This is a genomic window from Pseudomonas koreensis, from assembly GCF_012986595.1.
Classification (GTDB): Bacteria; Pseudomonadota; Gammaproteobacteria; order Pseudomonadales; family Pseudomonadaceae; genus Aquipseudomonas; species Aquipseudomonas koreensis.
In genome coordinates this window covers 837,300-863,308 of record NZ_JAAQYM010000001.1, presented here as the reverse complement: position 1 = coordinate 863,308, position 26,009 = coordinate 837,300, and the positions used below count along the sequence as shown (strand labels likewise).

25 protein-coding genes and 1 pseudogene are annotated in these 26,009 nt (G+C 60.0%); 14 read left to right on the top strand and 12 right to left on the bottom strand.

Annotated elements, in window-relative coordinates:
• Positions 1-13 precede the first annotated feature (13 nt).
• A complete protein-coding gene (folM, locus tag HBN98_RS04110; RefSeq protein WP_083366990.1) occupies positions 14-724 on the bottom strand; it encodes a dihydromonapterin reductase in 711 nt (236 codons plus the stop codon).
• A gap of 129 nt (positions 725-853) precedes the next feature.
• Complete coding sequence (locus tag HBN98_RS04105) at positions 854-1,423, bottom strand: putative antibiotic biosynthesis monooxygenase (protein ID WP_064586012.1); 570 nt, start codon at positions 1,421-1,423, stop codon at positions 854-856.
• Positions 1,424-1,633: 210 nt separating this feature from the next.
• On the opposite strand from HBN98_RS04105, the gene HBN98_RS04100 reads away from it, so the two are divergent.
• Positions 1,634-2,593 carry a MerR family transcriptional regulator gene (locus HBN98_RS04100; protein ID WP_083366989.1) on the top strand — a complete coding sequence of 320 codons (960 nt, stop codon included), beginning with the start codon at positions 1,634-1,636 and terminating at the stop codon, positions 2,591-2,593.
• Between the two features lie 3 nt (positions 2,594-2,596).
• On the opposite strand, the gene HBN98_RS04095 is transcribed toward HBN98_RS04100, so the two are convergent.
• Positions 2,597-3,202, bottom strand: coding sequence for a hypothetical protein (locus HBN98_RS04095; protein ID WP_064586014.1), 606 nt, complete (start codon positions 3,200-3,202; stop codon positions 2,597-2,599).
• A gap of 55 nt (positions 3,203-3,257) precedes the next feature.
• Entirely contained in the window at positions 3,258-3,734 is a 477-nt protein-coding gene (locus HBN98_RS04090; RefSeq protein WP_083366988.1) for a PAS domain-containing protein, read from the bottom strand.
• A gap of 150 nt (positions 3,735-3,884) precedes the next feature.
• Here HBN98_RS04090 and HBN98_RS04085 point away from each other — a divergent pair, with 150 nt between their 5' ends.
• Entirely contained in the window at positions 3,885-4,340 is a 456-nt protein-coding gene (locus HBN98_RS04085; RefSeq protein WP_064586016.1) for a flavodoxin, read from the top strand.
• On the opposite strand, the gene HBN98_RS04080 is transcribed toward HBN98_RS04085, so the two are convergent.
• Positions 4,330-5,217, bottom strand: coding sequence for a LysR family transcriptional regulator (locus HBN98_RS04080; protein ID WP_083366987.1), 888 nt, complete (start codon positions 5,215-5,217; stop codon positions 4,330-4,332). The two genes, HBN98_RS04085 and HBN98_RS04080, sit on opposite strands and share 11 nt — an antisense overlap.
• A gap of 96 nt (positions 5,218-5,313) precedes the next feature.
• Between HBN98_RS04080 and HBN98_RS04075 the strand changes: the two genes are divergently transcribed.
• The 5 genes from HBN98_RS04075 (at position 5,314) to HBN98_RS04055 (ending at position 9,283) form a co-directional block, all read left to right on the top strand.
• Positions 5,314-5,700, top strand: coding sequence for a CidA/LrgA family protein (locus tag HBN98_RS04075; protein WP_083366986.1), 387 nt, complete (start codon positions 5,314-5,316; stop codon positions 5,698-5,700).
• The gene (locus tag HBN98_RS04070; RefSeq protein WP_064586019.1) at positions 5,690-6,376 is read left to right on the top strand and encodes an LrgB family protein; all 687 of its coding nucleotides are present in this window, start codon (positions 5,690-5,692) and stop codon (positions 6,374-6,376) included. The genes HBN98_RS04075 and HBN98_RS04070 overlap by 11 nt, the downstream gene beginning before the upstream one ends.
• Positions 6,377-6,505: 129 nt before the next feature.
• Positions 6,506-7,288, top strand: coding sequence for a class II aldolase/adducin family protein (locus HBN98_RS04065; protein WP_064586020.1), 783 nt, complete (start codon positions 6,506-6,508; stop codon positions 7,286-7,288).
• Positions 7,288-8,190 (top strand): alpha/beta fold hydrolase, encoded by a 903-nt coding sequence (locus tag HBN98_RS04060; protein WP_083366985.1) that lies wholly within the window; start codon positions 7,288-7,290, stop codon positions 8,188-8,190. Before HBN98_RS04065 ends, HBN98_RS04060 begins: the two co-directional genes overlap by 1 nt.
• A 181-nt stretch (positions 8,191-8,371) precedes the next feature.
• Positions 8,372-9,283 (top strand): SDR family oxidoreductase, encoded by a 912-nt coding sequence (locus HBN98_RS04055; protein ID WP_083366984.1) that lies wholly within the window; start codon positions 8,372-8,374, stop codon positions 9,281-9,283.
• A gap of 51 nt (positions 9,284-9,334) precedes the next feature.
• On the opposite strand, the gene HBN98_RS04050 is transcribed toward HBN98_RS04055, so the two are convergent.
• The gene (locus tag HBN98_RS04050) at positions 9,335-9,592 is read right to left on the bottom strand and encodes a hypothetical protein (protein ID WP_064586022.1); all 258 of its coding nucleotides are present in this window, start codon (positions 9,590-9,592) and stop codon (positions 9,335-9,337) included.
• Positions 9,589-11,646, bottom strand: a complete 2,058-nt coding sequence (locus HBN98_RS04045) for an S-type pyocin domain-containing protein (protein WP_162276291.1) — start codon at positions 11,644-11,646, stop codon at positions 9,589-9,591. Before HBN98_RS04045 ends, HBN98_RS04050 begins: the two co-directional genes overlap by 4 nt.
• A gap of 960 nt (positions 11,647-12,606) precedes the next feature.
• Here HBN98_RS04045 and HBN98_RS04040 point away from each other — a divergent pair.
• On the top strand, positions 12,607-15,009 hold the full coding sequence (locus HBN98_RS04040) for a dermonecrotic toxin domain-containing protein (protein ID WP_083366982.1): 2,403 nt from the start codon (positions 12,607-12,609) through the stop codon (positions 15,007-15,009).
• Between the two features lie 24 nt (positions 15,010-15,033).
• Here the strand turns inward: HBN98_RS04040 and HBN98_RS04035 are convergent, their stop codons facing one another.
• Positions 15,034-15,828 carry an IclR family transcriptional regulator gene (locus HBN98_RS04035; protein WP_083366981.1) on the bottom strand — a complete coding sequence of 265 codons (795 nt, stop codon included), beginning with the start codon at positions 15,826-15,828 and terminating at the stop codon, positions 15,034-15,036.
• 165 nt (positions 15,829-15,993) lie between these two features.
• Between HBN98_RS04035 and hmgA the strand changes: the two genes are divergently transcribed.
• From hmgA to HBN98_RS04015, 4 genes are all read left to right on the top strand, one after another.
• A complete protein-coding gene (gene hmgA / locus HBN98_RS04030; protein ID WP_083366980.1) occupies positions 15,994-17,298 on the top strand; it encodes a homogentisate 1,2-dioxygenase in 1,305 nt (434 codons plus the stop codon).
• Between the two features lie 3 nt (positions 17,299-17,301).
• Positions 17,302-18,606, top strand: a complete 1,305-nt coding sequence (fahA, locus tag HBN98_RS04025) for a fumarylacetoacetase (protein WP_083366979.1) — start codon at positions 17,302-17,304, stop codon at positions 18,604-18,606.
• 12 nt (positions 18,607-18,618) lie between these two features.
• Positions 18,619-19,254, top strand: coding sequence for a maleylacetoacetate isomerase (gene maiA, locus HBN98_RS04020; RefSeq protein WP_083366978.1), 636 nt, complete (start codon positions 18,619-18,621; stop codon positions 19,252-19,254).
• Between the two features lie 90 nt (positions 19,255-19,344).
• Positions 19,345-20,715: an MFS transporter gene (locus tag HBN98_RS04015; protein WP_083366977.1), complete on the top strand. Its 1,371-nt coding sequence runs from the start codon at positions 19,345-19,347 to the stop codon at positions 20,713-20,715.
• Between the two features lie 55 nt (positions 20,716-20,770).
• Here the strand turns inward: HBN98_RS04015 and HBN98_RS04010 are convergent, their stop codons facing one another.
• A complete protein-coding gene (locus tag HBN98_RS04010; protein ID WP_083366976.1) occupies positions 20,771-21,574 on the bottom strand; it encodes a SirB1 family protein in 804 nt (267 codons plus the stop codon).
• A 184-nt stretch (positions 21,575-21,758) separates the two neighbouring features.
• Here HBN98_RS04010 and HBN98_RS04005 point away from each other — a divergent pair, with 184 nt between their 5' ends.
• Positions 21,759-22,778: a Glu/Leu/Phe/Val dehydrogenase family protein gene (locus HBN98_RS04005; protein ID WP_064586030.1), complete on the top strand. Its 1,020-nt coding sequence runs from the start codon at positions 21,759-21,761 to the stop codon at positions 22,776-22,778.
• A 180-nt stretch (positions 22,779-22,958) separates the two neighbouring features.
• On the opposite strand, the pseudogene HBN98_RS04000 reads toward HBN98_RS04005, so the two are convergent.
• A pseudogene (locus tag HBN98_RS04000) lies at positions 22,959-23,213 on the bottom strand (YebG family protein); the annotation flags it as partial.
• A gap of 339 nt (positions 23,214-23,552) precedes the next feature.
• On the opposite strand from HBN98_RS04000, the gene HBN98_RS03995 reads away from it, so the two are divergent.
• On the top strand, positions 23,553-24,053 hold the full coding sequence (locus tag HBN98_RS03995; protein WP_003221775.1) for a phosphate-starvation-inducible protein PsiE: 501 nt from the start codon (positions 23,553-23,555) through the stop codon (positions 24,051-24,053).
• On the opposite strand, the gene HBN98_RS03990 is transcribed toward HBN98_RS03995, so the two are convergent.
• A complete protein-coding gene (locus tag HBN98_RS03990; RefSeq protein ID WP_064586032.1) occupies positions 24,050-24,367 on the bottom strand; it encodes a DUF3509 domain-containing protein in 318 nt (105 codons plus the stop codon). The two genes, HBN98_RS03995 and HBN98_RS03990, sit on opposite strands and share 4 nt — an antisense overlap.
• Before the next feature lie 299 nt (positions 24,368-24,666).
• Positions 24,667-25,968 (bottom strand): HAAAP family serine/threonine permease, encoded by a 1,302-nt coding sequence (locus HBN98_RS03985; RefSeq protein ID WP_083366975.1) that lies wholly within the window; start codon positions 25,966-25,968, stop codon positions 24,667-24,669.
• Positions 25,969-26,009: the final 41 nt, after the last annotated feature.

Genomic DNA, 26,009 nt, shown 5'->3' with positions numbered 1-26,009 from the left:
CTCGCGCAGCAGCTTATTTGACGTGCCGTCCGCCGTTGACGGTCAGGGTCGTGCCGGTGACATAGGGGTTGTCGAGCAGATAGCGCAGGCTCTGGTAGATCACTTCGCTGCCGGGCTCGATGCCCAGCGCAGATTTGGCCAAAGCCTTGGCGCGGTACGCCGCGTCGTCGTCGGGATTGAACAATAGCAGGGCTGGCGCGATGCCGTTGACCTTGATCACCGGCGCGTAACGCGCAGCGAACGACAGGGTCAGGCTGTCGAGCCCGGCCTTGCTGGCGCAATAGCCGATGTGCTTGCTGCTGCCCTTGCGGGTGACGTCGTCGCTGATGTGAATGATGTCCGCCGGGGTCGAGCGCTTGAGCAGCTCGGCGCAGTGCAGGTTGATCAGGTACGGCGCGAGCATGTGCACGTTGATCATGCGCACGAACGCGTCGGCGTCGTTGTCCGGGGTTTCCGCCAGCCATTCGGAGGCGTTGTGGACGATGGCGCGCAGGCGGTCGGTGTGGCTTTTCAATGCTTCGATAAAGGCGAGAATCGTGCTTTCGCTGGAAAAGTCCGCATACACCCCGACCGCGCCCAGATCACGCAGGGCTTGTACGCCCGGACGTTCGCTGCGGTAGCTGAAGATGACGCGATGGCCGTCTTCGAGCAGGCGTCGCGCGCAGTGCAGACCGACCCGCTGGCCGGCGCCGGTGATGAGGATCGGGGCGGAGGAAGTGCTCATGAAGGGCTCGCGTCGCGGTTAGAGTAAAAACTATAACAGCGGCGCTGCCGAAAAGATCGCAGCCTTCGGCAGCTCCTACAGGGACGCATCGATCCTGTCGGAGCTGTGGCGCAATGAGGCTGCGGTCTTTCAGCGATTTTGTGCAGAAGGTGTCACAGGCAAAGGACGCGTCGGCGTGCTGTTCAACCAGTTGGCCAGCAACCGCGTCGACAGCGGGATAAAGAAGTAGACCATCAGCGGTGTCAGGCACGCCGTGCTGATCAACACCCGTGGCAGCAGGCTCATTTCGGCGAGCAAAGGCCCGAGGACAAAATTGAACAGCAATGACACCGGGAAGAACGCCAGCCAGATCGCTACGGCCTGTTTCCAGCGCGGTGGTCGTTGTCCTGCGGCACCGAACCAGCCTTCGATGCCACTGACCCGATGTTCCTTGGGATGTTCGAACAGGTCGCTGCCACGCGCCAGCCAGGCCGTGCGCGAGGCCGAGTATTCCCAGGCATGCAGGGTCTGCTCGTCGCCGAAGCGGAAAATGATCTGGAATTCGTTATCACCGGGCGGCGGAGCGAGCACGCCAGAGCCGAGATAACCGGGAAAGTCGGTGGCCAGCTGTTCGCCTTCGCGCAACCAGGCAATCATGTCCTGAAAGCGACCTGCAGCAACACGACGTGCGACCATCAATGTGACGGGGGAAGTAGACATTATGTATCTCCGTATTCCGAGAGCGGCACTCCGGGTAGGAGATTCGCCAGACGCAGAGCCGTGGGTAGAGGCCTGCGTTTTTCAACAAGCAAGGATTATTCCTGAATTTGATTACCGTTTCAGCGACTTTCGTCGTAGTTCATGCTTGAGCCGATAGAGGGCATCGGATGTAGAATGGGATCCAATTAATTCCAGCGGACTCACTACACCATGCCTGTCATCACGGACATCAAACCTGCTTCGCAGGCATCTGTCGCACTGGAGCGTGAAGAACTGTTTCCCATTCGTGAGGTGTCTCGGCTCACCGGCGTCAATCCGGTCACGCTGCGCGCATGGGAGCGCCGCTACGGATTGATCGAACCGGTACGCACCGAAAGTGGGCATCGCCTGTACTCGATGACCGATATTGAGCGCGTGCGCAGCATTATCGAATGGATCGACCGCGGCGTGGCGGTCAGCAAGATCAGCAAGATCCTCGCTCGAACCGAGCCGTTGAAATCGCTGGCGCACATCATTTCCGATGACTTGGTGGCGGCTGATTATCAGCAGTGGCAGGACCAGGTGCAGCGCGCGGTCAGCGCTTTCGACGATGTGGAACTGGACCGCGTCTACTCGCAGATCTTTGCTTCGTACCCGTTGCCGGTGGTGTTCCAGGACATTCTGTTGCCGCTGTGGCGGCGTCAGCTGCAGCATCGCGACGCCTTCGGGCAAACCAGCGAATGGCTGTTTCTCGATGGCTTCCTGCGCACCCGGGTGCTGGGGCGGATCATGGTGTTGCGCAAGCCGCAGCCGCGCAAAATCATCGTCAGCGCCTTGGCCGGCCAGTGCCGTGAGCTGGAGTTGCTGGTGGCTGCGCTATTTCTCAGTGGCAGTGACATCGGTGTGCGCGTGCTGACCACGGGCCAGCCATTCGATGAACTCACCCTGGTCTGCGAAAAGATCAAACCCCAGGCACTGGTGCTGTTTTCCAATCATGCACCGACGCCGGAACTGCCGCGTCGTCTGAATCGACTGGCGCTGAGCCTCGATTGTCAGGTGTTGCTGGCCGGGGATGCAGCGGATCTGGCGCAAGACACGCTGGCCGGTTCGTCAATCGGTTGCCTGGGCAACGAAGGGGCGACGCTGCAGCAGCGCCTGACGCAATTTCTCGCGGGCAAACTCGGTACCTGATACTCAGGTGTGCAGGGCAGGGTGGGTCAGGCGGTGTTGTTGCAGGATGAACTGGCGCAGGCGTTCGGTTTCATCGGGATCGGTCTGGCTCAGTTCGTAGGCGTAGAAACCGTGTTCGGTTTCACGCTCGAAATTGCCGCGCAGGGAAATGCGCTCATAACCTGAAGGGCTGAACCACAAGGCGAAATGCTTGGGTGGCTTGGTCTTGTTGCGCATTTCCAGCAGCACGCCTTTGTGCGACACCTCGTGCACCCACATCGTGCCAGGCTGACCCTTGGCATTTTCCAGCGCCACCGGCTCTTCCAGCGTCAGTCGCCAGGGACGAATCATCGGCCCGTCTTCGTAAATGCTCGGCACGCCCAGTCGCAGGTGCAACGCGTGGAATTCGTCTTCCACCAGATGCAACGGAAAGGTCATTTGTTGATTTTCGAAGTTGGCCTGGATCGTCACTTGTTCGTGAGCGGCCAGGCGCGTGAGCAAATCACGGATCTGCGAACCACCATTGACCAACAGGCTCGACGTCGCATCCCGCACATTGAGTTGCGGGTTGTGCTGCATGGTCTGGATGAAATCCAGCTCGTCCTGGGTCAGGAGGGCGTCGCGTTGCATGATCTGGCTCGAAAAATATAGTTACAAAGTCATTGGTGATTGTAGTTACTGACACTTAGTTCGCATTTTTGTTTTCGCCGTTCGTCGCTTTGAGGGCTGCGAGTTCGGCTTGCAGGGCGGCGACCTCGCTTTCCAGTTGCACCACGCGCTGCTGTGCCTTGACCTGAGCGGTCACGTCCTTCTGCACACCGATGAAGTACGTCAGGCCGTCATCGGCGTTTGTCACCGTCGACAGCGACAGTTCATTCCAGAACGGCGTGCCGTCCTTGCGGTAGTTGCGCATGATTTCCCTGCACGAAGCATTGTTGCGCAGGGCCTCGCGAATTCGCGCCAGACTCGGCTGGTCACGGTCTCCCGCCTGCAGGAAACGGCAGTCCTGATAGAGCACTTCTTCACTGGAGTAGCCGGTCATGCGCTCGAAGGCCGCGTTGACATAAATCAGAATATTGTCCTGTTCGCCTTCTCTCTCGGCTATCACGATGCCATCGTTCGAGGCGTTGATCATCATCTTCAGGAGGCTGGCGTTGATCACGTATGAAACCTTTCAGCACTGTCGGTGGTGGCATTCTAGAAGATCATTGGACGCTGTCTATAGGCCTGCACTGTGCATTGAGAGCCAATCGCAACTTCTCCGTTCGGACTGGTACTATCGCCGCTCTTTTTTCGTTGCAGGATCCGTTTGATGAAAGTCGCCATTCTCTCCGGTTCGGTGTACGGCACCGCCGAAGAAGTCGCTCGCCATGCTCAGAACCTGTTGAACACCGCCGGTTTTGAAACCTTCTACAGTCCGCGCGCCAGCCTGGCGGAGCTGCTGTCTTTTGGCCCTGAAGCGCTGCTTGCGGTGACCTCGACCACCGGCATGGGCGAGTTGCCGGATAACCTCACGCCGCTGTATTCGACGATCCGCGATCAATTGCCAGCGGCTTGGCGCGGCTTGCCGGGCGCGGTGATCGGTCTGGGCGATGCCAGTTATGGCGATACGTTCTGCGGTGGCGGCGAGCTGATGCGTGAGTTGTTCGCCGAGCTCGGCGTGCGTGAAGTGCAGGAAATGCTGCGTCTGGACGCCAGCGAAAGCGTGACACCGGAAACCGACGCCGAGCCTTGGCTGGCGCAATTGATCGCCACCCTCAAGGGCTGACCGCGCGCTCGCGCAGCAATGCCAGCCAGGCCTGGGCGGCTTTCGACAGATAGGCGCCCTGCCGCCAGATGAACGCGATGTCCCAGCGCAGATAATCCGGCGCGCGCAAGGTCAGGCGCACCACGCCCGGACGCTCCAGCGCCCGGGCGACCACGCTGGGCAGCAGCACCACGCCTTGCCCGGCGGCCACCAGTGCCACGAGAAAATCCGCCTGGCCGCTGCGCCCGCCTTCCTTGGGGGTGAAGCCCAGTTGCTGGCAGGCTTGCAACAACCGATCGTTGAGCACGAAGCTGCGCTGATAGAGCAGGAACGGTGTCTCGGCCAATTCTTCCAGACCAATCTCGCCGCGTGCCGCCAACGGATGATCCACCGGCAGCAACGCATCGAGTTTCTCATCGCAGAACGGTTGGAAGTCGAACTGCGGGTCTTTCGGCAGCAGGCTGCCGCCCAACTCCAGTTCGCCACTGAGCACCGCTTGCTCGACGTTGCGACTGCCGCCCTCGAGCAACTGAATGCTGATGTTCGGATAGCGCCGCCGGTACTCGGCGAACAATCCGGCGAACAACGCATCACTCCCCAGCAGCGGCAGACCGAGGCGTAATTCGCCGCGCGCCAGTTGGCTCAGATCATCCAGCTCCATGAGCAATTCATTGCGCAGGCGCAACATGCCTTCGGCCCGCTGCAGCACCACGCTGCCGGCGGCAGTCAGGCGCAGTTGCGAACCCAGCCGCTCAAGCAGCGGCGTGCCAAGGCTTTGCTCGAGTTGCGCGACCTGTTTGCTCACCGCCGACTGGCTGATGTGCAGGGTTTTCGCCGCTTGGGTAAAGCCGCCTTGATGCATCACTTCGACAAAACTGCGCAGTTGTTTGAATTCCATGGCCTGATTCCGTTTTGGAATAGCTTTGAGTCTAACAATTCGCTTCGGGGATGGCAGTCGGCTTCGTAAAATAAGCGCCTGTCAGGAGCCAAAACCATGAAACCCACCCTCTTCAAGCATCTTGCCCGTCTGTTGGCCGAATTGGCCGTACTGCTCGGCCTCTACCTGCTCGGCTGCCAACTCGGCGCATGGCTGGCCTGGCCGATTCCCGGTGGAGTGATCGGCATGGCTTTGTTGCTGCTGGCATTCGCCTTCGGCTGGGTCAAACCGGCGGCACTGCAATTGGGCGCGGGACTGTTGATGGCCGAGATGCTGCTGTTCTTCATTCCGGCGTTGATGAGCCTGCTCGATTACGGCGCGCTGTTGCGTCATGACGGCTGGCGGATCCTGCTGGTGATCGGCGCCAGCACCCTGATGGTGATGCTGGTGACCGCGTTCACCGTGGAACTGGCCGTGCGGATGAGGCGTTCCCATGAAGCTTGAACTGATGCCGATGTTCTGGCTGGCCTTCACCCTGGTGGCATACCTGTTCAGTCGCTGGATCTATCGACGCACCGGACGTTACTTGTTGTCGCCGCTGATTCTGGTGCCGGCGCTGCTGCTGGCGCTCGCGGTGCCGCTGCACACGGCATATGCCGAATATGCCAGCAACACCCACTGGCTGATGCTGGTGCTCGGCCCGGTCACGGTCGCCTTCGCCGTGCCGATCTGGCAGCAGCGGCGTCTGCTGATGCAGCATTGGTCGGCGTTGCTGCTTGGGATGCTGGCCGGCAGCAGCGCTTCGATCGCAACCTCGTTCGGATTGGCAAAGGCCTTGGCGCTGGACAGCTCGGTGACGATGTCGCTGGTGCCGCGTTCGATCACCACGCCGTTCGCCATGCCGCTGGCGCAGGACCTCGGCGGCGTGCCGGAACTGACCGCGGTGTTCGTGATGTTCACCGGGGTCTTTGGCGCGATGCTCGGCGGGGTATTGCTCAAGTGGTTGCCGCTGCGCAGTGCCCTGGCACGCGGTGCGTTGTTCGGTGTCGGCGCGCACGGTGCCGGTGTCAGTCGGGCTCATGAAGTGGGCGGTGAAGAGGGTTCGGTGGCGGGGCTGGTGATGGTCCTGACCGGGTTGCTCAATCTGTTCGCCGCACCTTTATTGGCGTCGCTGCTTTGACATGGATCCAAGCTGTCTGCATTGCTGACCCGCTCAGTCATCAAGCTGGCTGGCAATGCAACTACGTGAGCCCCAGGAGCTGACTAGACTGCTGACACGTGCCAGACAACAAGAACAGAGGTGCATACAGTGAGCGTAGCCCCCGTCCAATCGTCCCTTAATGTCAAAGACCAGGTCAGTGCCGCGGAGTGGCAGACCCGGGTCGATCTCGCCGCCTGTTATCGCCTGGTCGCGCTGCATGGCTGGGACGACCTGATCTTCACCCACATTTCCGCCAAGGTGCCGGGCACCGAAGATTTCCTGATCAATCCGTTCGGCTTGATGTTCCATGAGATCACTGCGTCGAGCCTGGTCAAAGTCGATCAGGCCGGCAACAAGCTCATGGACAGCCCTTACGACATCAATCCCGCCGGTTACACCATCCACAGCGCCGTGCACGAAGTGCGGCACGATGTGGTTTGTGTACTGCACACCCACACCGCGTCCGGCGTGGCGGTGTCGGCGCAAAAGCAGGGGATTTTGCCGATCAGTCAGCAGTCGTTATTTGTGCTGTCGAGCCTGGCTTATCACGGCTATGAAGGCGTGGCGCTGAATCACGAAGAAAAGGCGCGCTTGCAGGCTGATCTGGGCGAGAACAATTTCCTGATGCTGCACAACCACGGGTTGCTGACCTGCGGCGGCACCATCGCCGACACCTTTCTGATGATGTTCACCTTCCAGCGCGCCTGCGACATTCAGGTCATGGCGCAGACCGGCGGTGCCGAACTGATTGCCATCGAACCGCAGATTCTGGCGGGCGCCAAAGCGATGATCGCCGGCGTCACCAAGAGTGCTCAAGGCATGGGTGGCGCGTTGGCCTGGCCGGCGTTGCTGCGCAAACTCGATAAACAAGACCCCGGATATAAACTCTAATGCCTCTTGCCGAGATTCCACTGTGTGTCTGGCGCAAGCACAGCCGGACGTTTGTCTTTCGCGGCCACTCGATCCGCTACTGGACGGCAGGGCAGGGCGAGCCGCTGCTGCTGATCCACGGCTTTCCGACCGCCAGTTGGGACTGGCATTACCTGTGGCAACCCCTGGCCCAGCGTTATCGGGTGATCGCCTGTGACATGCTCGGTTTCGGTGATTCGGCCAAACCGTTGAATCACAGCTACAGCCTGCTGGAACAGGCCGACTTGCAGCAAGCGCTGCTGGCAGATCTTCAGGTCGAGCAGCCGATCCATGTACTGGCCCACGATTACGGCGACAGCGTTGCCCAGGAACTGCTCGCCCGGCATTACGAACAGCGCATTGAAGTCGCCAGTTGCGTGTTCCTCAACGGCGGGCTGTTCCCGGAAACCCATCGTCCGGTGCTGATGCAGAAACTGCTGCTCAGCCCCTTGGGCTGGATGATTGGCCGAGCGTTCAACCGCGACGGTCTGGTGAAAAGTTTTCGGCACATTTTCGGCCCGCAGACCGGCCCGTCCGAAAGCGAGCTGGATGATTTCTGGAGCCTGATCGAGACCCATCGCGGTCCGCGCATCATGCACAAACTGATCGGCTACATCCCCGAACGCCGGGTGCAGCGCGACCGCTGGGTGGCGGCCATGCAGCGCGATGAAGTGCCGCTGCGGGTGATCGACGGCGAAGTCGATCCGATCTCCGGCGCGCACATGGTCGAGCGTTACCGGCAGTTGATTGCTGACGCGGACACCGTGCTGTTGCCGGGCATCGGCCACTATCCGCAGATCGAAGCACCGGTGCAGGTGCTCAAGCATTACCTGGCATTTCGGGATCGCCTGGCGCTGCCGCCGCGCAAAGTGGCGTGCTCCTGAGGTTTGAGCTTTATCGAATCATTTGTGGCGAGGGCGCACGTTCCCTCGCCACGCTAAAAAGTGGCATTCATCATCCCCCAGCCTTATCGCCCACCATTCAGCCCCAACCGTGTTCGTTGTGACCGAAAGCCCCGTGCCTGACACTCGGGTCACTGTCCCTCGGCCTGCTGGAGTTGTCCCGATGAATGAGTCCGTACGTTTCGAAGATAAAGTCGTGATCGTCACCGGAGCTGGTGGTGGCTTGGGCCGGGCGCACGCGTTGCTGTTCGCCCGGCACGGCGCCAGAGTGCTGGTCAACGACCTCGGCGGTTCGACCCAGGGCGAGGGCGCCAATGCCTCCGCCGCTGATCGCGTGGTGGCAGAAATTCGCGAGGCCGGCGGGATCGCCGAGGCCAACCACGACTCGGTCACCAACGGCGACAAACTGGTGCAGAACGCACTGGATGCGTTCGGCCGGGTCGACGTGGTGGTGAACAACGCCGGGATTCTGCGCGACAAGACCTTCCACAAGATGGATGACGCCGACTGGGATCTGGTCTATCGCGTCCACGTCGAAGGCGCCTACAAAGTCACCCGCGCCGCGTGGCCGCACCTGCGCGAGCAAAACTACGGCCGGGTGATCTTCACCGCCTCGACCTCGGGCATCTACGGCAACTTCGGCCAGTCCAACTACGGCATGGCCAAACTCGGCCTCTACGGTTTGACCCGTACCCTCGCCATTGAGGGGCGCAAGAACAACATTCTGGTCAACGCCATCGCCCCGACGGGCGGCACGCGCATGACCGAAGGGCTGATCCCGCCGCAGGTGTTCGAACAGCTCAAGCCAGAACTGGTCAGCCCGTTGGTGGTGTACCTGGCCAGCGCACAGTGCGAGGAAACCTCTGGTTTGTTCGAGGTCGGTGGCGGCTGGATGGGCAAGGTGCGTTGGGAACGCAGCCTCGGCGCCGGCTTCGATCCGCGCAGCGGCTTCTCTCCGGAAGATGTCGCCGCACACTGGCAGCAAATCTGCGACTTCGAGGGCGCGGCGCATCCGAAGGACAATATTGAGGCGTTGAAGGAGATGATGGGGAATTTGCAGAAGTATTCGTTATAAGACCTGATGGCCACCCGACGTCCAGATAACAGTCGGGTGGCTTTTTGATGTTTACTCGTAGCGTTTTTCTATCATGAATGGCGGTGCAGTCCAATTTGGACCTTTAACGGTTTTCCCGTTTTCGTCGCTGGACAATATCCCGTCTTTGAATAATGAAGTGTAAGTGTCTATCAGAACACCCTCCGATATTACTTCGTGGCGATATCGCCCATACATACTGTCAATGCGCATTGCCGGCCATATCAGAGCGAAGAGGGATAAAGCATCGGCAACGGGTTCATTTTTGATGATCTTTTCGACAGTATTCATTGGCCGAAGCTCCTCATGTCTTGTTCGTACTCTCTCTGGTCTTGCGCATTCATTGCATTAATGGCTTCCTCGGTATAGAGAAGTGTCAGTTCATTACCGAGTTTGTAGTCTTCAAGTGTTGCCGTGTGAGCGTTGTTCCAAATAGGGGTATCTTCGGGAGGTGATATGTTGTCGCTGTAGCCGAATGCCCGATAACGCTCCAGCTCTCGTATTTCATGAGTGTAGTAGCGCAAATCGGTATGGGTAACTTCCGTGTACCCTCCCAGTATTTTTTCCAGACGTTGAATCATGATGTCGTTTGCGTCCGATTGGTTTAAACGGACGGTATGCATCTTTACCGCATCTATGCCCGCGCGGTTGATGACGGCCTTACGCCAGTCCAGATCAAGTACCGGTCCACCCGCCTGCTCCGGATTGAACAGGCGGCCACTGTATTTGCCTCGGACGGTGGCCCCCTCATATGGACTGCTGAACACCACATACAGTGGTGCAATCCCCGAATCATCCGGGAAGACGATGATGAAACGTTCCCAGCCGTCCACCACGATGGGGTGCAGGTCCAGGCGCCCCTCGATCGGTATGATCGATGCTCCGGTTAGAGGTGCGGTTCGGGTTTCGGTGGTCGGCAGGACAGTGGAACTGTCACCCGGTGTGACTATCGGGGTCCAGGTCAGGAAGTCACCCGGCGATCCCGGCATGGCGATTTGGTAAAGGCCGGTTTGCTCGTTGTAGTCGGCATTCACCACGGGAACGTCAGTGCGAAGATCGAAGCCATCTGTGGTGATGGCGAAGGCTTCTATGCCGCTGCTGATGGATCTGAAGCCCAGGCCCAGCGGGAGATCCACGGAGCCCTGACGGTCGGCGATTTCACTCAGGGAGGAGCGGTGTTCAGTTGTCAGTTCCGCCAGCGGCACGCTCATCACCCAGCGTTCGCCATTGCCCAGTCGTGACGGCATCAGCAGTGCGGCGAAACCGACGAGCGCCGACCCTAGCGCCGCAGTGCCGGCTGCCGTGACGACTTGCACCGCTGAGCGCAGCGCGCTGTGTATCGCCAGGACTTTGTCAGGTGAGAGCGCAATGACTGTCGAGGCCGCAGCGAAGGTCGGGACCGATGCTGCTGTGCCTGACGCAGGGAAAACACTATGGATCTCGGGCGTTGCCGTTCTCTCGTATTCCTGTCGTTCGGCTTGCGCTCGGAGAAGTTCGGCCTGACGCTCGGCTTCGGCCAGGGTTGCAAGCCGTGTCTGTTCTTCCGCCACTTGCCGGGCGGCTATTTCGGCAGCGATTCGTGCTTGTTCGGCGGCTTGTCGCTGCGCTTGCGCCAGTGCTGCCAGTCGCGCGTTTTCGCGCGCCTGCAGCTGGGCGAGCGCTTCTGCCTGCGCTTTGGCTTGTGCCTGAATTTGCGCGTGTTCGGCGGCGATACGTTCGGCCGCCAAACGCGACTGTTCAGCAGCTTGCAGCACCGCCAGGATATTTTGCAGATCGGCCGTGCGCTGTTGGAGCGACTGCAGAAACCGGGCAGCCAACCGGGCATCGTTGGCGGCATGCAGCGATCTTTGCAGTGCTTGCATGGCGATGCCATTGGGACCCGGCCATTTTTCCATGGTCGTGGCCTTGGTCATGAACGCGTTGACATGCCGATTGAATGGATCGCCGCCATAAAACTCATGGGCTGCCAGCGTCTTGCTGTGAAACTCGTTCGCCTTGCGTTGGCTCAGTGTGTGCAGCACGCCAAGTTCCCGGACAACGGACTGCAGGGGTGGAAGTGGATGAGTGGCGCCTTCGGATCGGACGGTTGCGAGGTCGGCTTCGATGGCCTGCGGTAGTTGGCCGAGTCTGTTTTGAAAGTCCTGATCCAGCGCTTGAGTCGTTGTGCGGATTGTTTGCAGATTCTGGTTGTAGGCACTTACGCCGTGACCAAATGGACCCGCGCGATTGTCATTCGAAGTACGCGGGCCTGGCCGCATATGGTCAGGAGCAACGCCTTTTATTTCGAGCGGCGTGTCGATCTGCAGAAAACCTGGCCTGTTGGGTGGCCTCGGTGGGTTTTGCATATTCATATCCTTTTGAATGTGCGTGATGGCGTTATCGGCTTATGGAAAAAGTCATTGCTGTCGGCAATACGATCCTTCACCAGGCAATGCATGAGTCGTTTCAGGCTACAACAAAGCCTGAGTTCACAAGTCTGAGAACCCCGTAGGTCAATGCTTCTTGTGTTGAATGAACTTTCGAACGGTTTTTGATGCGCAGGGTTGCGTACTGCTATGCAACGAGAAATTTCCGATGGTTTTATCGGAGTTTTCCTGTGGGAAGGGACGTCTGCTTTTCATCAGGCAAAAAAAGGCCGCTGCAAACGCAGCGGCCAAGGTAAGACGTTGGATCAAGGAGCTACAAATCAACGTCAGTGAACACCGGGGCGATCAATCGACAATTCGACTCATCTGAAATTGGTCAGCCATGACGCGAATTGCTCAGTGGCCAAGGCGTCGTGCTGTGCGGCGTGTGCCGCGAAAGCCCGTGCAGAATAAGCGCTTGAGCGCAAAGGAAAAATAGCGATTCCGGACATGCACTGTTACGGGGCATGCAACAGTCCGACGTCTCGATTACGTCAGCCTGCTCTGCGCGGGCGAATATTTATGCTGCCGGTACCCTGTGCAGCAGGGCTGCGATTGACTGCGCCTCACCGGTCAAGCGTGAACAGCAGTCGGGGGCTCACGATCTTCTAATCAATATATTGCCGACTTCCTACTGATAACTTTGCATGATGTGAAACTGTCGGGCCGATGCGGATGTGAAGTTATAGTTACGAGTAAGCCAGGCAGGGCATTGGCAAGAAAAGTTAGTTAAATGGCTGTTAAGGTGGGCGATTTTTTGTTTCAGTGTAATTGCAGCGTCATATGCCGTTAAGTTTGTGGTTTTTTAGTATTGGTTATGATGTTTGATGCTTGTTTGTTCCGAATTAGATTGGTTGTCCAATTCTTGAATTGGCTAATCAACTTTAATAGGGGTAATTAATGAACGTCATGAATGTAAACATTCCTGCTCAATGCACTTCGCCGACATGGCTGAACGATATCGGTGCCGGCGAAAAACTTCAGTATTGCGAGCTGGAGCGGGAGTGGCTCGACAGTCAAGCGGAGTTGGACCGGCAACTGCAAGGCGCCAGCAGTTCGCGTGCTTACGCGCACTCACTGATGAGCCGTGCGCTGCAATTCGAGTTCGGCTATGCGCTGGATCCCGATTTGATCACCACTCACGAGCGCTATGTTTTCCAGGCGGCGGACCGCACGTACATTCAGGAGGACCGGCGTTCACTGGTAGACCTTTTACTGCATGGCCTGCATGAGCCGGGCAGGCGTGGGACCCTGACTTTTTCCGGGGACGGGCTGCCAACCGGTCTGAACCAGCAATGGCTGGAAGAGCACTTTACCTTCAGTTTTCGAGTGGCGTTCGCGACGGACTTGCGTAAAGCCTATGAACGCAAGGGCGTATTGGCGGCCATGAATGACCTCATACGTCGTCAACTGTTACTGAGCGGTTTTGCCGCCAAGTGTCAGGGGCATCTGGACGACCACAACTGGCAGCGGATTCAACGTGCCGTTGCCGGCGACCCGGCGCTGATCATTGCGCCGTTACTGCTGCAGGCTGACGCTCGCCCGCTCAAGGATCTGGTTGCAGTCGGCAATAGTGGTGAAAGCCAAGAGAGCTGGTTGCTGTATGCCCCGGGTTCGCCCGACGGTCGGGACTGGTACGAGAAGCCCTCCTTCAGGGTTCTGAGTCTTGAGATCGGGGCATGGACAGCCACGGCACGTGGGCGTGACTATCTGGCCTGGCAAAGCCATGCGCTGGATCGCGAGCGTATCACCGCTTACCTCAAGCAAGCGTCTCAGCGTGCCAACGCCTGGGTCGGCGTGGCATTGGCGCCGACACCCTATCAGGGTGACGAAGTCCTCCTTCCCTTGGTCAACAACGAGCGGGCGTGGCGCGTGTCGGAGGAAGAAAGTCAGACGCCTTACGGCTACCGCACCGCTGATGAAGAGCTGCGTCAGCAGTTCACCAGGATCAATGACGAGCTCAAGGCGCTGCAGACCGTGCACGTGCGGCAAGGCGGATTCGCGTCCTATGAAAAATTCTGCCGCGACCTGATCAAGTCGCGCGTCGAAGAAGTCTTGCAGCAACGAGGCCATAAGGTGGTCATCAACCCTGAGCTGATCGAAGTGCAGATCGACGAACGACAGAGGATGACCCTGCATGAGTTGATCGTTGGTGAAGTTGCCTTTTACGCCGATCAAACGGGCCAACCGCTGTACCCGCGCTTCGTGCTGCTCGAAGGGCACCCGCCGGTGACCGGCCTGGACATTCGTGATATCGCCAGTTGGTCCAGAACATTGCGGCCAGGAGAACAGTACATTGATCAGTTACGTTCGGTTGACCTCAACGCCTCCCATCCCGAAGGCCTGTTCAAGCGAGGTCTGGCTTTGGCCATTCTGCAACGGCGGATGCGGGTGGCAATCATGCAGGCGAAGTTCAATAGCCAACTTCCCGAGGCGGACTTTGCTGCACTGTTGGGTGTAGTCGACCTTTACGCGGAAAATGATCGAAACCGAATCAACAAGAATGCCGATGCATTCGGCAACGTGACGCACAGTGTTCTGCACCAGTTGTTTCTATTGTTACGGCCGGTGGAGGGTGTCTATGTGTTCCGGCTGAAACTGGAAGGGCGCGTCGCTGAATACCTGTTCACGCCTGATGCTCCGGATGGACGCGAGTTGCGCCCGTTCAGCGAGTTCGTCAGTGCGGTCAAGACGCGAGGTCTGGGCGACTATCTTTATGATCGGCTCCATGTAAAACATCAGCCGCAGGTGGGCACCTATCTGCGTGATCTTGAAGAGTTGTCGCGCGTCACGACCCCACCAACGCTGAACGGCAGGATTCACGTCACCGATTTCAATGACTGTTACAAAAGCCTTTTGAACAAGGTTATTTCCGATGTGGATGAAAAGACCCGAAGCTTGCGGGAAATCGTCAATGGCCTGTTCTTCGACGCGGCCGTGGCGGCAGCGGGCGCCATCAGTATCGTATTCGCGCCTGTCGGAATTGCGCTGAGCGCCGTGTTGTTCACCAAAGCGATGGTGCAAGGTTTTGAAGCGCATGGACTCGGTGACCGGGCTAAGGCTTTGAGTCATCTCAAGGATGCGCTGATCGAGCTGGCATCGCTGGGCAAGGCCGGGTTTGCCAAGTCATCGGTCACTAAGACACAGAAAACCCTGATCGATCTGCTGGGTGATACGTACACCATCGAAAAGCTGGTCGCCGAGGCGTCTGGTCAGCCTCGACTGCATAAGCGGGTGCTGGAAGTGATTCAGGAGATCCTTGACGATCCGCAAGGCACCTCCAGTAAAACCACCCTGGTCTGATTGCGACCCATGGTCGGCGGCCCTTCAGGGAAGGCGGTCGTCGGCCTGATAACCCATGCGCCAACTCACGGCCTGTGCGGCTGCCAGCAATCGCTGCGCCGCCGGGCCGTTCTCGTCGGCGTGGAACAGCGAGGTCGGTCCGACTATGGTCAGCACGGCGGCGATCTGCCCGACCGCGTTGAACACCGGCGCCGACAACGCGTCCACGCCCGGCATCAACAACCCGTGCACATGATGCAGGCCGCGCTCGCGGATCTGTTCGCACAAACCTGTGTAGGCGTTTTGCTCGGCCAGTGGATGTCCGGCGACGGCGATTTCCTGCTCACGCAATTCATCGGTTTCGCGATGCGGCAAGTAGGCGCTGAACACCAGGCCTGTCGAGGAGCTGAGCAGCGGCAATACCGACCCCAACTGAGTCACCACGGTCACTGCGCGCACCGCCGGCTCGATGTGCACCACCGTCGCGCCCTGATTGCCCCACACCGCCAGGAAGCAGGTTTCGTTCAACTCGTCGCGCAACTCGGACAGGGGCAGGGCGGCGACTTTCAGCACGTCCATACTGTTGAGGGCGGCCAGGCCCACGCGCAACGCTTCGCGACCGAGGCCGTAGTGGTTGGTGGCGGCATTCTGTTCGGCAAAGCCGCTGGCAATCAGTGCCTGAAGATAACGGTGCACCTTGCTCGCCGGCATCTGCACATGCTCTGCCAGACGCGACAGCGAGGTGGAGGGCGACAACTCGGCCAACGCCTTGAGGATGTCGGTGCCGACTTCGGCGGAGCGGACTTTCTGTTTGCCGTTGCTGTCGCTGGTTTTTTCCATGGTGCGGCCGGGATCCGAAAACGAATGGGCGTCTTTATAGCTTGACGCTGGATAGCGAGCAAATTACGTTATGCGTAATCGAATTACGATAATAACAACCCCGGCGTGCCGAAACCTCTGAGCCAGAGCGATGGGCCACTGCCGACTCCCTGTTCAGGAGGCTCCATGAACCTCGAATCAAACGCGTCGGAGCTGGCGTACCAGTCCGGTTTCGGCAACGAATTCAGCAGTGAAGCGTTGCCCGGCGCCCTGCCCATCGGCCAGAACTCCCCGCAAAAAGCCCCGTACGGTCTCTACACCGAATTGCTCTCCGGCACAGCGTTCACCATGACCCGCAGTGAAGCGCGGCGCACCTGGCTGTACCGGATTCAGCCGTCGGCCAATCACCCGGCCTTCGTCAAACTGGAGCGGCAACTGGCCGGCGGCCCATTGGGTGAAGTGACCCCCAATCGCCTGCGCTGGAACCCGCTGCAGATCCCCGCCGAGCCGACCGACTTCATCGACGGCCTGGTCGGCATGGTCGCCAACTCGGCGGCGGAAAAACCAGCCGGCATCAGCATCTACAACTATTGCGCCAACCGCTCGATGGAGCGGGTGTTCTACAACGCCGACGGCGAACTGCTGCTGGTGCCGCAACTGGGGCGGCTGCGCATTGCCACTGAACTCGGTGTGCTCGACGTCGCGCCGCTGGAAATCGCCGTGCTACCGCGTGGTCTGAAATTCCGCGTTGAACTGCTCGATCCGCAGGCGCGCGGTTACGTTGCCGAGAACCACGGTGCGCCACTGCGCCTGCCGGATCTGGGGCCGATCGGCAGCAACGGCCTGGCCAATCCGCGGGACTTCCTCACCCCGGTCGCCGCTTACGAAAACCTGCGGCAGCCGACCACGCTGGTGCAGAAATTCCTCGGCCAGTTGTGGGGCACCGAGCTCGATCATTCGCCGCTGAACGTGGTCGCCTGGCACGGCAACAACGTGCCGTACAAATACGATCTGCGCCGCTTCAACACCATCGGCACGGTGAGTTTCGATCATCCCGATCCGTCGATCTTCACCGTGCTGACTTCGCCGACCAGCGTGCATGGTATGGCCAACCTCGACTTCGTGATCTTCCCGCCACGCTGGATGGTCGCCGAGAACACCTTCCGTCCGCCGTGGTTCCACCGCAACCTGATGAACGAGTTCATGGGCCTGATCCAGGGCGAATACGACGCCAAGGCTGAAGGTTTCGTGCCCGGCGGCGCGTCGCTGCACAGCTGCATGAGCGCCCACGGCCCGGACGGCGAGACCTGCACCAAAGCGATCAATGCCGAGCTCAAGCCGGCGAAGATCGACAACACCATGGCCTTCATGTTCGAGACCAGTCAGGTGCTGCGCCCAAGCCGCTTCGCCCTCGACTGCCCGCAACTGCAATCCACTTACGACGCCTGCTGGGCCACGCTGCCCGCCACGTTCGACCCGACCCGGAGATAACCCATGACTCAGACTTCCATTACCCGCAGCTGGGTTGCTTCGGCCAACGGCCACGCGGATTTCCCGTTGCAGAACCTGCCGCTGGGCGTGTTCAGCCTCAACGGCTCGGCGCCGCATGCCGGCGTGGCGATCGGTGAACACATCTTCGATCTGCAGGTGGCGCTCGAAGCCGGCCTGTTCGATGGCGAGGCGCGTCGTGCAGTCGAAGCCATGCAAGGCGGCCTGTTGAACGCCTTCTTCGACCTCGGTCGCGAGGCTCGCGTAGCCTTGCGCACCCGCTTGCTGGAATTGTTCAGCGAGGGCAGCACCCATCGCGGCGCCATCGAAGCCCAAGGCGCAACACTGCTGCCACTGGCGGCCGATTGCCAACTGCACCTGCCGGCGCGCATCAGCGATTACACCGACTTCTATGTGGGCATCGAGCACGCACAGAATGTCGGCAAACTGTTCCGTCCGGACAATCCACTGCTGCCGAACTACAAGCACGTGCCGATCGGCTACCACGGTCGCGCCTCCACCGTGCGCGCCTCCGGCACCGGCGTGCGCCGCCCGAAAGGCCAGACCCTGCCGGCCGGCGCGAGCGAGCCGACCTTCGGCCCTTGTGCACGTCTGGACTACGAACTGGAACTGGGTATCTGGATCGGTCAGGGCAACGAAATGGGCGAGCCGATTGCCATCGGTGACGCCGCTGAACACATCGCCGGTTTCTGCCTGCTCAACGACTGGTCGGCCCGTGACATCCAGGCCTGGGAATACCAGCCGCTGGGGCCGTTCCTGTCCAAGAGTTTCATTACCAGTGTTTCGCCGTGGGTGGTGACCGCCGAGGCGCTGGAGCCTTTCCGCACCGCGCAACCTGCGCGTCCGGAAGGTGATCCGCAGCCGCTGCCGTACCTGTTCGACAAACGCGATCAGGACGGTGGCGCTTTCGATATCGAGCTGGAAGTGCTGCTGCTCACTGAAGCCATGCGCGAGCAGAATCTGCCGGCCCATCGCCTGACCCTGAGCAACACCCGCTACATGTACTGGACGGTCGCGCAAATGGTCGCGCATCACAGCGTCAACGGTTGCCAGTTGCAGGCCGGTGACCTGTTCGGCTCGGGCACCTTGTCCGGCCCGCAAAGCGGTCAGTTCGGCAGCCTGCTGGAAATCACCGAGGGCGGTAAAAAACCGATCGAACTGGCCTCCGGCGAAGTGCGCAAATTCCTTGAGGACGGCGACGAAATCATCCTGCGCGCGCGCTGCGCCCGTGACGGTTTTGCCTCCATCGGCTTCGGCGAGTGCCGTGGCAAAGTGCTGGCGGCGCGCTGACAGGAGCGGCTCATGGATCTTTACACCTACTACCGCTCCACATCGTCGTACCGCGTGCGCATTGCCCTGGCGCTGAAGGGCCTCGACTATCAGGCGCTGCCGGTCAACCTGATCGCGGCGGCCGGTGGCGAACATCGGCAAGCGGCGTATCTGGCAATCAACCCACAGGGCCGGGTGCCGGCCTTGCGTACCGATGACGGCGAGTTGCTGATTCAGTCGCCAGCGATCATCGAGTACCTGGAGGAACGTTATCCACAGCAGCCGCTGCTACCCGAAGACCTCACTGCCCGCGCCCATGTGCGGGGGGTGGCGGCGGTGATCGGCTGCGACGTGCATCCGCTGCACAACGTCAGCGTGCTCAATCGCCTGCGTCAGTTGGGCCACGAAGAGCCGCAGGTGGTGGAGTGGATCGCGCACTGGATCGGTCAAGGGCTGGCGACCGTCGAGCAGTTGATCGGTGACAGCGGTTTCTGTTTCGGTGAGTGGCCGTGCGTGGCGGACGTCTACCTGATCCCGCAGTTGTACGCGGCCGAGCGCTTCAATGTGTCGCTGGAGGCTTATCCACGAATTCGTCGGGTGGCGGCGTTGGCCGCTGATCATCCAGCGTTCATCAAGGCGCATCCGGCCAATCAACCAGACACACCGTAATCCCCCTTGTGGGAGCGAGCCTGCTCGCTCCCACAAGGTTCGGCGTTGATCCACGCAAAAAAATCATAAAAACAAAACAGGTACCTTGCGATGCATAACCAGATTGCCAGCTTCCGCGCGGCACTCGACGCCCGTCCTGTGTCCCGCTATCAATGGTTGCTCTTGATCCTGCTCGCCTTGTTGCTGGTCACCGACGGTTATGACGCCCAGGTGCTGGGTTACGTGGTGCCGGCGCTGGCGCAGGATTGGGGGCTGGAGAAAGCCGCGTTCGGGCCTGTTTTCAGTGCCAACCTGTTGGGCCTCACCCTCGGTTCCCTCGCGGTCACGCCACTGGCCGATCGCTTCGGCGTGCGGCGGATTTTGCTGGCGTGCGTGCTGATCTACGCCAGCCTGACGGTGCTGATGGTCTTCGCCGATTCCCTCAACACCCTGATGGTCGCGCGCTTCATCTGCGGCATCGGCATGGGCGGGGCGATGCCCAGCGCCATGGCCTTGATGTCGGAATACTCACCGCCGCGTCTGCGCACGTTGATGGTGACCCTGGCCGCCTGTGGTTTTTCCTTTGGTGGTGCGGCGGGCGGTTTTGTCGCGGCGGGCTTCATCGACCGCTTTGGCTGGCAAGCGGTGTTCCTCGCCGGTGGCGTCACGCCGCTGCTGCTGTTTCCGTTTTTGTGGTGGATGCTGCCCGAATCGCTGCCACGGTTACTGCGTGACGCACCGCCCTATGCGCGCCTGCGCAAAGTCACCGCGCGGATGTTGCCGGACTGGCAACCGCCGGCCGCCTCGCTCGAACAGAACGAGCGCGAACAGGGCAGCACACTGACGGTGGTCGAGTTGTTCCGCAATGGTTATGCACGTCCGACACTGCTGATCTGGGCGACGTTTTTTGTCAGCCTGATTCTGTTGTATTTCATGATCAGCTGGCTGCCGACCCTGCTGCTGGAAAGCGGCCTGAAACTCAATGAAGCCAACCTGGTGACCTCGATGTTTCTGTTCGCCGGGACCTTGGGCGCCGTGTGCATGGCGTGGATCGCCGACCGCTTGAAACGCAAGGTACGCCTGCTCTGCGCGGTGTTGGCCGGGGCGGCGGTGTGTACGATTCTGTTGGGGCTGAATCACGACAATCCGCGTTATCTGGTGGCCTGCGTGTTTGCGGCCGGCTTCTGCATCATTGGTGGGCAACTGACGCTGAACGCCTTCGCCAGTAACTTCTACCCGGCCCATGTGCGCGCCACGGGCACTGGCTGGGCGCTGGGGGTAGGGCGATTCGGTTCGATCCTCGGGCCGCTGTTAGGCAGCATGTTGCTGGCGATGCACATTCCGGTGGCGCAGATTTTCTTTTTCTGCGCGATCCCGGCGGTCATCGCGGCGTTGCTGATCATTCAGGTGCGCGCACCCTCCGAGTCCATCCCGTCGAATGCGGGAGCCAGCCTGCTGGCGAAGAACGATAACGCGGTCTGACAGGAAGATCGGCGTCGCCTGCATCGCGAGCAGGTTCACTCCGGCAAAAAGGCGTTTAGTGGACCACGGAATTTGGCGGTAAGTGACCAAGCCGTTCAGTCAGGCGCAGGCGCTGGATCGGATCGTCGCTGAGCAGCAAGGCGTGTTCCAGATCAAAGCGCTCGGCGTTGGGGCAGTCGAGGCGTTGGTAGAGGCTGGCGCGGGCCAGATAATCGGCGGCGCTGGCGCTGCCCAGTTCCAGCACCCGTTCGGCATCGATCAACGCGGCGATGTAGTCCTCGTGGCTCAGGTGCAACTGCCGCAGATTACGAGACAAGCGTTGCAGCATCTGCATCGGTGTGGCCGCTGCCAGGTGTTCGGCGTTGAGTTTCAGGTGCGCGCCGTACTGGCGCTGCAACAACTCGCGGCAATCGTTGGGATACAGCCGCCGGCCGCCGCAGGGATCAAGCAAGTGATCAGCACCGGGCACCCGCAGCAGGAAATGCCCGGGGAAGTTCACGCCCACCAGCGGAATTTCCAGCCCGCGCGCCAGTTGCAGGGCAATCAAGGACAGTGTCAGCGGCTGCCCTCGACGAGTTTGCAGCACCTTGTGCAGCAGCGCGACCTGCGTGCGTAGCGGCAGAAAATCATCCTGAGCAAACCCCAGATCATTCATGCGCCGCAACAACGGCTGCGCCAGTTCGCTGACCGGCAGCATCGGCAGACCGTAGCTGACGCGCTGTTGCAGTTCCTTGAAATCCTGTTGCAGGGCTTCGACATCCAGGCCTTTTTCGTGCTCGGCGGCCATCCACAGCGCGGCTTCGAACAGCGCGGGCGGTGATCGGTGCAGACACTCGAAAAAACGTTGGCGCGGGCTCATCTGAATCTCCGGGGAATGCCTCGTTTTAGCCCCGTCCGTGCCATTCGTCCAGTGCTGAGCCGTGACGGCCTCAGGTTATGCCGCAAAGTCGCCGTCAACGCGGGCGCTTATTCCGGCGCGCTTCAGCAATTTTTGGGCGCAAGCCTATACTGGCGTCTACCAGAAGTGATTCGGGAGCCTGCCGATGTTCGCTCTCATGCAAAGCACTCGCCTGGAATCGCTGCACCTCAGCGTTGACCCGATCACCGGGTTGAAGGCGGTCATTGCCATTCATAACAGTCGCCTCGGCCCAGCCCTGGGCGGTTGCCGTTATCTCGCCTATCCCAACGACGAATCCGCAGTCGAGGACGCCATTCGCCTGGCGCAAGGCATGAGCTACAAGGCTGCACTGGCCGGTCTCGACCAGGGCGGCGGCGTTGCGGTGATTGTGCGCCCGGCGCATGTGGAAAATCGCGCGGCGTTGTTCGAAGCCTTTGGTCGCTGCATCAATCAGCTCGACGGTCGCTACATCACCGCCATCGACAGCGGCACCTCGGTGGCGGACATGGATTGCATCGCCCAGCAGACTCAACATGTCACCAGCACAACATCAGCGGGCGACCCGGCACCGCATGCGGCGATGGGCGTGTTCACCGGGATTCGTGCCACGGCGATGGCGCGGTTGGGCAGTGACAACCTCGAAGGCCTGCGCGTGGCGATTCAGGGCTTGGGCAACGTCGGTTACGCACTGGCCGAGCAACTGCATGCGGCAGGCGCTGAATTGCTGGTCAGCGACATCGATCACGGCAAGGTGCAACTGGCGATGGAGCAGCTCAATGCGCATCCGATCGCCAACGATGCGTTGCTCAGCACGCCTTGCGACATCCTCGCACCGTGCGGCCTGGGCGGGGTGCTCAACAGTCACACGGTGACGCAACTGCGCTGCTCGGCGGTGGCGGGCTCGGCGAACAATCAGTTGACGCATCTGGACGTGGCCGACCAACTCGAGCGACGCGGGATCCTCTACGCGCCGGACTATGTGATCAATGCCGGTGGCCTGATCTACGTCTCGCTCAAGCATCGCGGCGAAGCGTTGGGGACGATTACCGCGCATCTGTCGAAGATTTCCTCGCGACTGACCGAAGTGTTCGCCCATGCACAGGCCGAGAAGCGCTCGCCGGCGCGGGTGGCCGATGAGTTGGCGGAGAAGGTTTTGTATCGCTGAAATGCAAAAGATCGCAGCCTTCGGCAGCTCCTACAGGGAATACACATTCCAAATGTAGGAGCTGCCGCAGGCTGCGATCTTTTGATCAGGCGACGATTACTTGGCAGCTTTCGCCGCTTTTGCCGGTTTGGCCGGCGCTTCATCGGATTCTGCCGACTCAGCCACTTCAGCCACAGGTTCGGCCGGTGCGTTGATCAGCTCGGACAGCGCATCAGGCTGGCTCTTGAAGGCTTTGGCGAACACATCGCGGTTCTTTGCCATGTAGATCCCGACTTCTTCAACCTGTTGCTCGTTCAGCGACGGCACGGCTTTTTGCAACACTTCGGACAGCATCTCGGCCAGTTCGAGCATTTTGTCATGACGGTCAGCTTCGGCTTTATCCATGAACAAGCGCTCCAGATCTCGGCTGCTGCGGTATACCACTTCGACGGCCATTCACCACCTCACATGCCTTCACATTTAGTTGTCTTAGCGACTACTGTATTTATATACAGCGAAAGGATAAGCGAATCCCTGCGCTTTGGGTAGTGGCTTTTCAATGTAGACCGGATTCGGGGTTTGTCAGGGGATGATGGTCTGGCGGCCATTCGCGAGCCGGCGCGCTCCTACAGGTTTGGATGCCAGGCTGGCATGTGCGACCAAACGCCACGGCGCGGGTTTTGCGCCAGCTCGCCATGATGGCGTGGCCTCTTTTCTGCATGAAACTCAAAACGTGCAGAAAACCGTCACGTCCAACACGCATCATCCGCCCGAGTCGGGCTAAGGAACATCATCGTGAAAATCAACTGGGCCGAGAAACTGCGGCAAAACGTGCATCAACTGGCCGAGTCCCTGGGCAACCTGTTCGTCGAGACCTTCCACTACCTGGCGCTGTTCGCCATTGGTGCGGTCACCGCGTGGGCTGCGGTGATGGAATTTCTCGGCATGCTCGAAGAGGGCCATATCAAAATCGATGACATCCTGCTGCTGTTCATCTATCTCGAATTGGGGGCAATGGTCGGGATCTACTTCAAGACCAACCACATGCCGGTGCGCTTCCTGATCTACGTGGCGATCACCGCGCTGACCCGTCTGCTGATCTCCAACGTCTCGCACCACAACCCGCCGGACATGGGCATCATCTACCTGTGCGGCGGGATTCTGCTGCTGGCGTTCTCGATCCTGGTGGTGCGTTACGCCTCGTCGCAATTTCCCTCGGTGAAGATCGAGAAACCGCAACGCAAGCTCGGCGCCGGTTCCGGCGAACACCCCGAGATCGAGAAGGGCGAGCTCTAAAGACCTGCCGACGGTCGAGACTGGCCGTCGATTGGCTGCGGTGGCGGCGGCAGCCCGGCGCCGCTGGTCATCGCTTCGAGGATCGCCATGGCGCTGTGGCCCTGTTCGATGGCGATGCCGAATTGAATGCTTTGCACCAGTCGCTTCAAGCGCTCTGGATCGTTGCGTTGTTCGCTGCTGATCATGCGTTTGGCCACGATGCGGCCCCTGTCCGACAGGGTCAGCATGATGCTGCCGTCCAGCCCCTGAATGCTCAGGTTGATCTGATAGTCCGGCGCGAAGGCATCGGTAATGATCTGAAAAGGGTTGTCCATGATGCGTCACCGCCTGATTGAACGTGCAGTTGTTGACCGGCCGTGATCGGGTTGGTTCGCCATACCGGACCATCGGCCATTCCGTGGCCATTTCGCCAAGTGCTTCTGTGTAGGCGCTGTCGCAGGCTGCGATTTTTTGATCTTCAATGTTTTGATGTCGGTCACGAAGATCAAAAGATTGCAGCCCTCGGGAGCTCCTACAGGTGTGTAGCAAGGGCTGTGCCGGGAAAATTGTCGAACAATGAATACGGCATAAAAAAGGCGAGCACACAGCTCGCCTTGTTTGTTTATGGCCCGTTTCAGGGCAGAACCGAATAGATGATCGCCGACAGTGCAATCAAGCCGATCAGCACCACGAACACGTTAGACACCTGTCCCGAATACTGGCGCAAGGCTGGCACGCGGCGGATGGCGTACATCGGCATCAGGAACAACAGGCAAGCGATGACCGGCCCGCCAAGGGTTTCGATCATTCCGAGGATGCTCGGGTTGAAGGTGGCGACGGCCCAGCAGCTGAGGATCATGAACAGTGCGGTCGCACGGTTCAGCCAGCTTGCCGACATCACCTTGCCTCGACCGCGCAGGCTTTTGACGATCATGCCCTGAAAGCCTTCGCTGGCGCCGATGTAGTGGCCGAGGAAGGATTTGGTGATCGCCACCAGCGCGATCAGCGGGGCGGCGTAAGCGATGACCGGGGTCTGGAAGTGGTTGGCCAGGTACGACAGGATCGAAATGTTCTGCGCCTTCGCCGCGGCCAGATCCGCCGGTGACAGCGCCAGCACGCAACTGAAGCAGAAGAACATCACCGTCACCACCATCATGCCGTGGGCCATGGCGAGGATGCCGCTGCTCTTGCGCTCGGCCTGGGCGCCGTAGCGCTGCTTCTGGTCAACGGCGAACGCCGAGATGATCGGCGAATGGTTGAACGAGAACACCATCACCGGAATCGCCAGCCACAGGGTCTTGAGGAACGTCGACAGCGGCATCGCCTCTTGAGCGCTGGCAAAGAACGCGCCGTTCCAGTTGGGGATCAGGCTCAGACCGAGCAACAGCAGGGCGGCGACGAACGGGTAGACCAGCACGCTCATGGCTTTGACGATCACGTTCTGCCCGCAGCGCACGATCGCCATCAGGCCGAGGATCAGCGCCAGTGACAGGACCGCCCGGGGTGGTGGGGCGATGTGTAACTGGTGTTCGAGAAAACTGCTCAGGGTGTTGGTCAGCGCGACGCTGTACACCAGCAGGATCGGGAAGATCGCGAAGAAATACAGGAGGGTGATCAGCTTGCCGGCACCGATGCCGAAGTGCTCTTCGACGACTTCGGTGATGTCGCCCGAACGCCCGGATAACACAAAGCGGGTCAGGCCCCGGTGGGCGAAGAAGGTCATCGGGAACGCCAGCAGCGCCAGAATCAGCAACGGCCAGAAACCGCCGACACCGGCGTTGATCGGCAGGAATAAGGTGCCGGCACCGATCGCCGTGCCGTACAGGCCGAGCATCCAGGTGGTGTCGGCTTTGCTCCAGCCCTTGTCGGCCGTTTCGGTGTTGCGAGGGATATCTACAGCGGGATTTTCGGCAGCAGGTGTACGTACATCGGTCATCGTTTTTGCCTCGTTATTATTTTTGCTCGGGCTCACGGTTG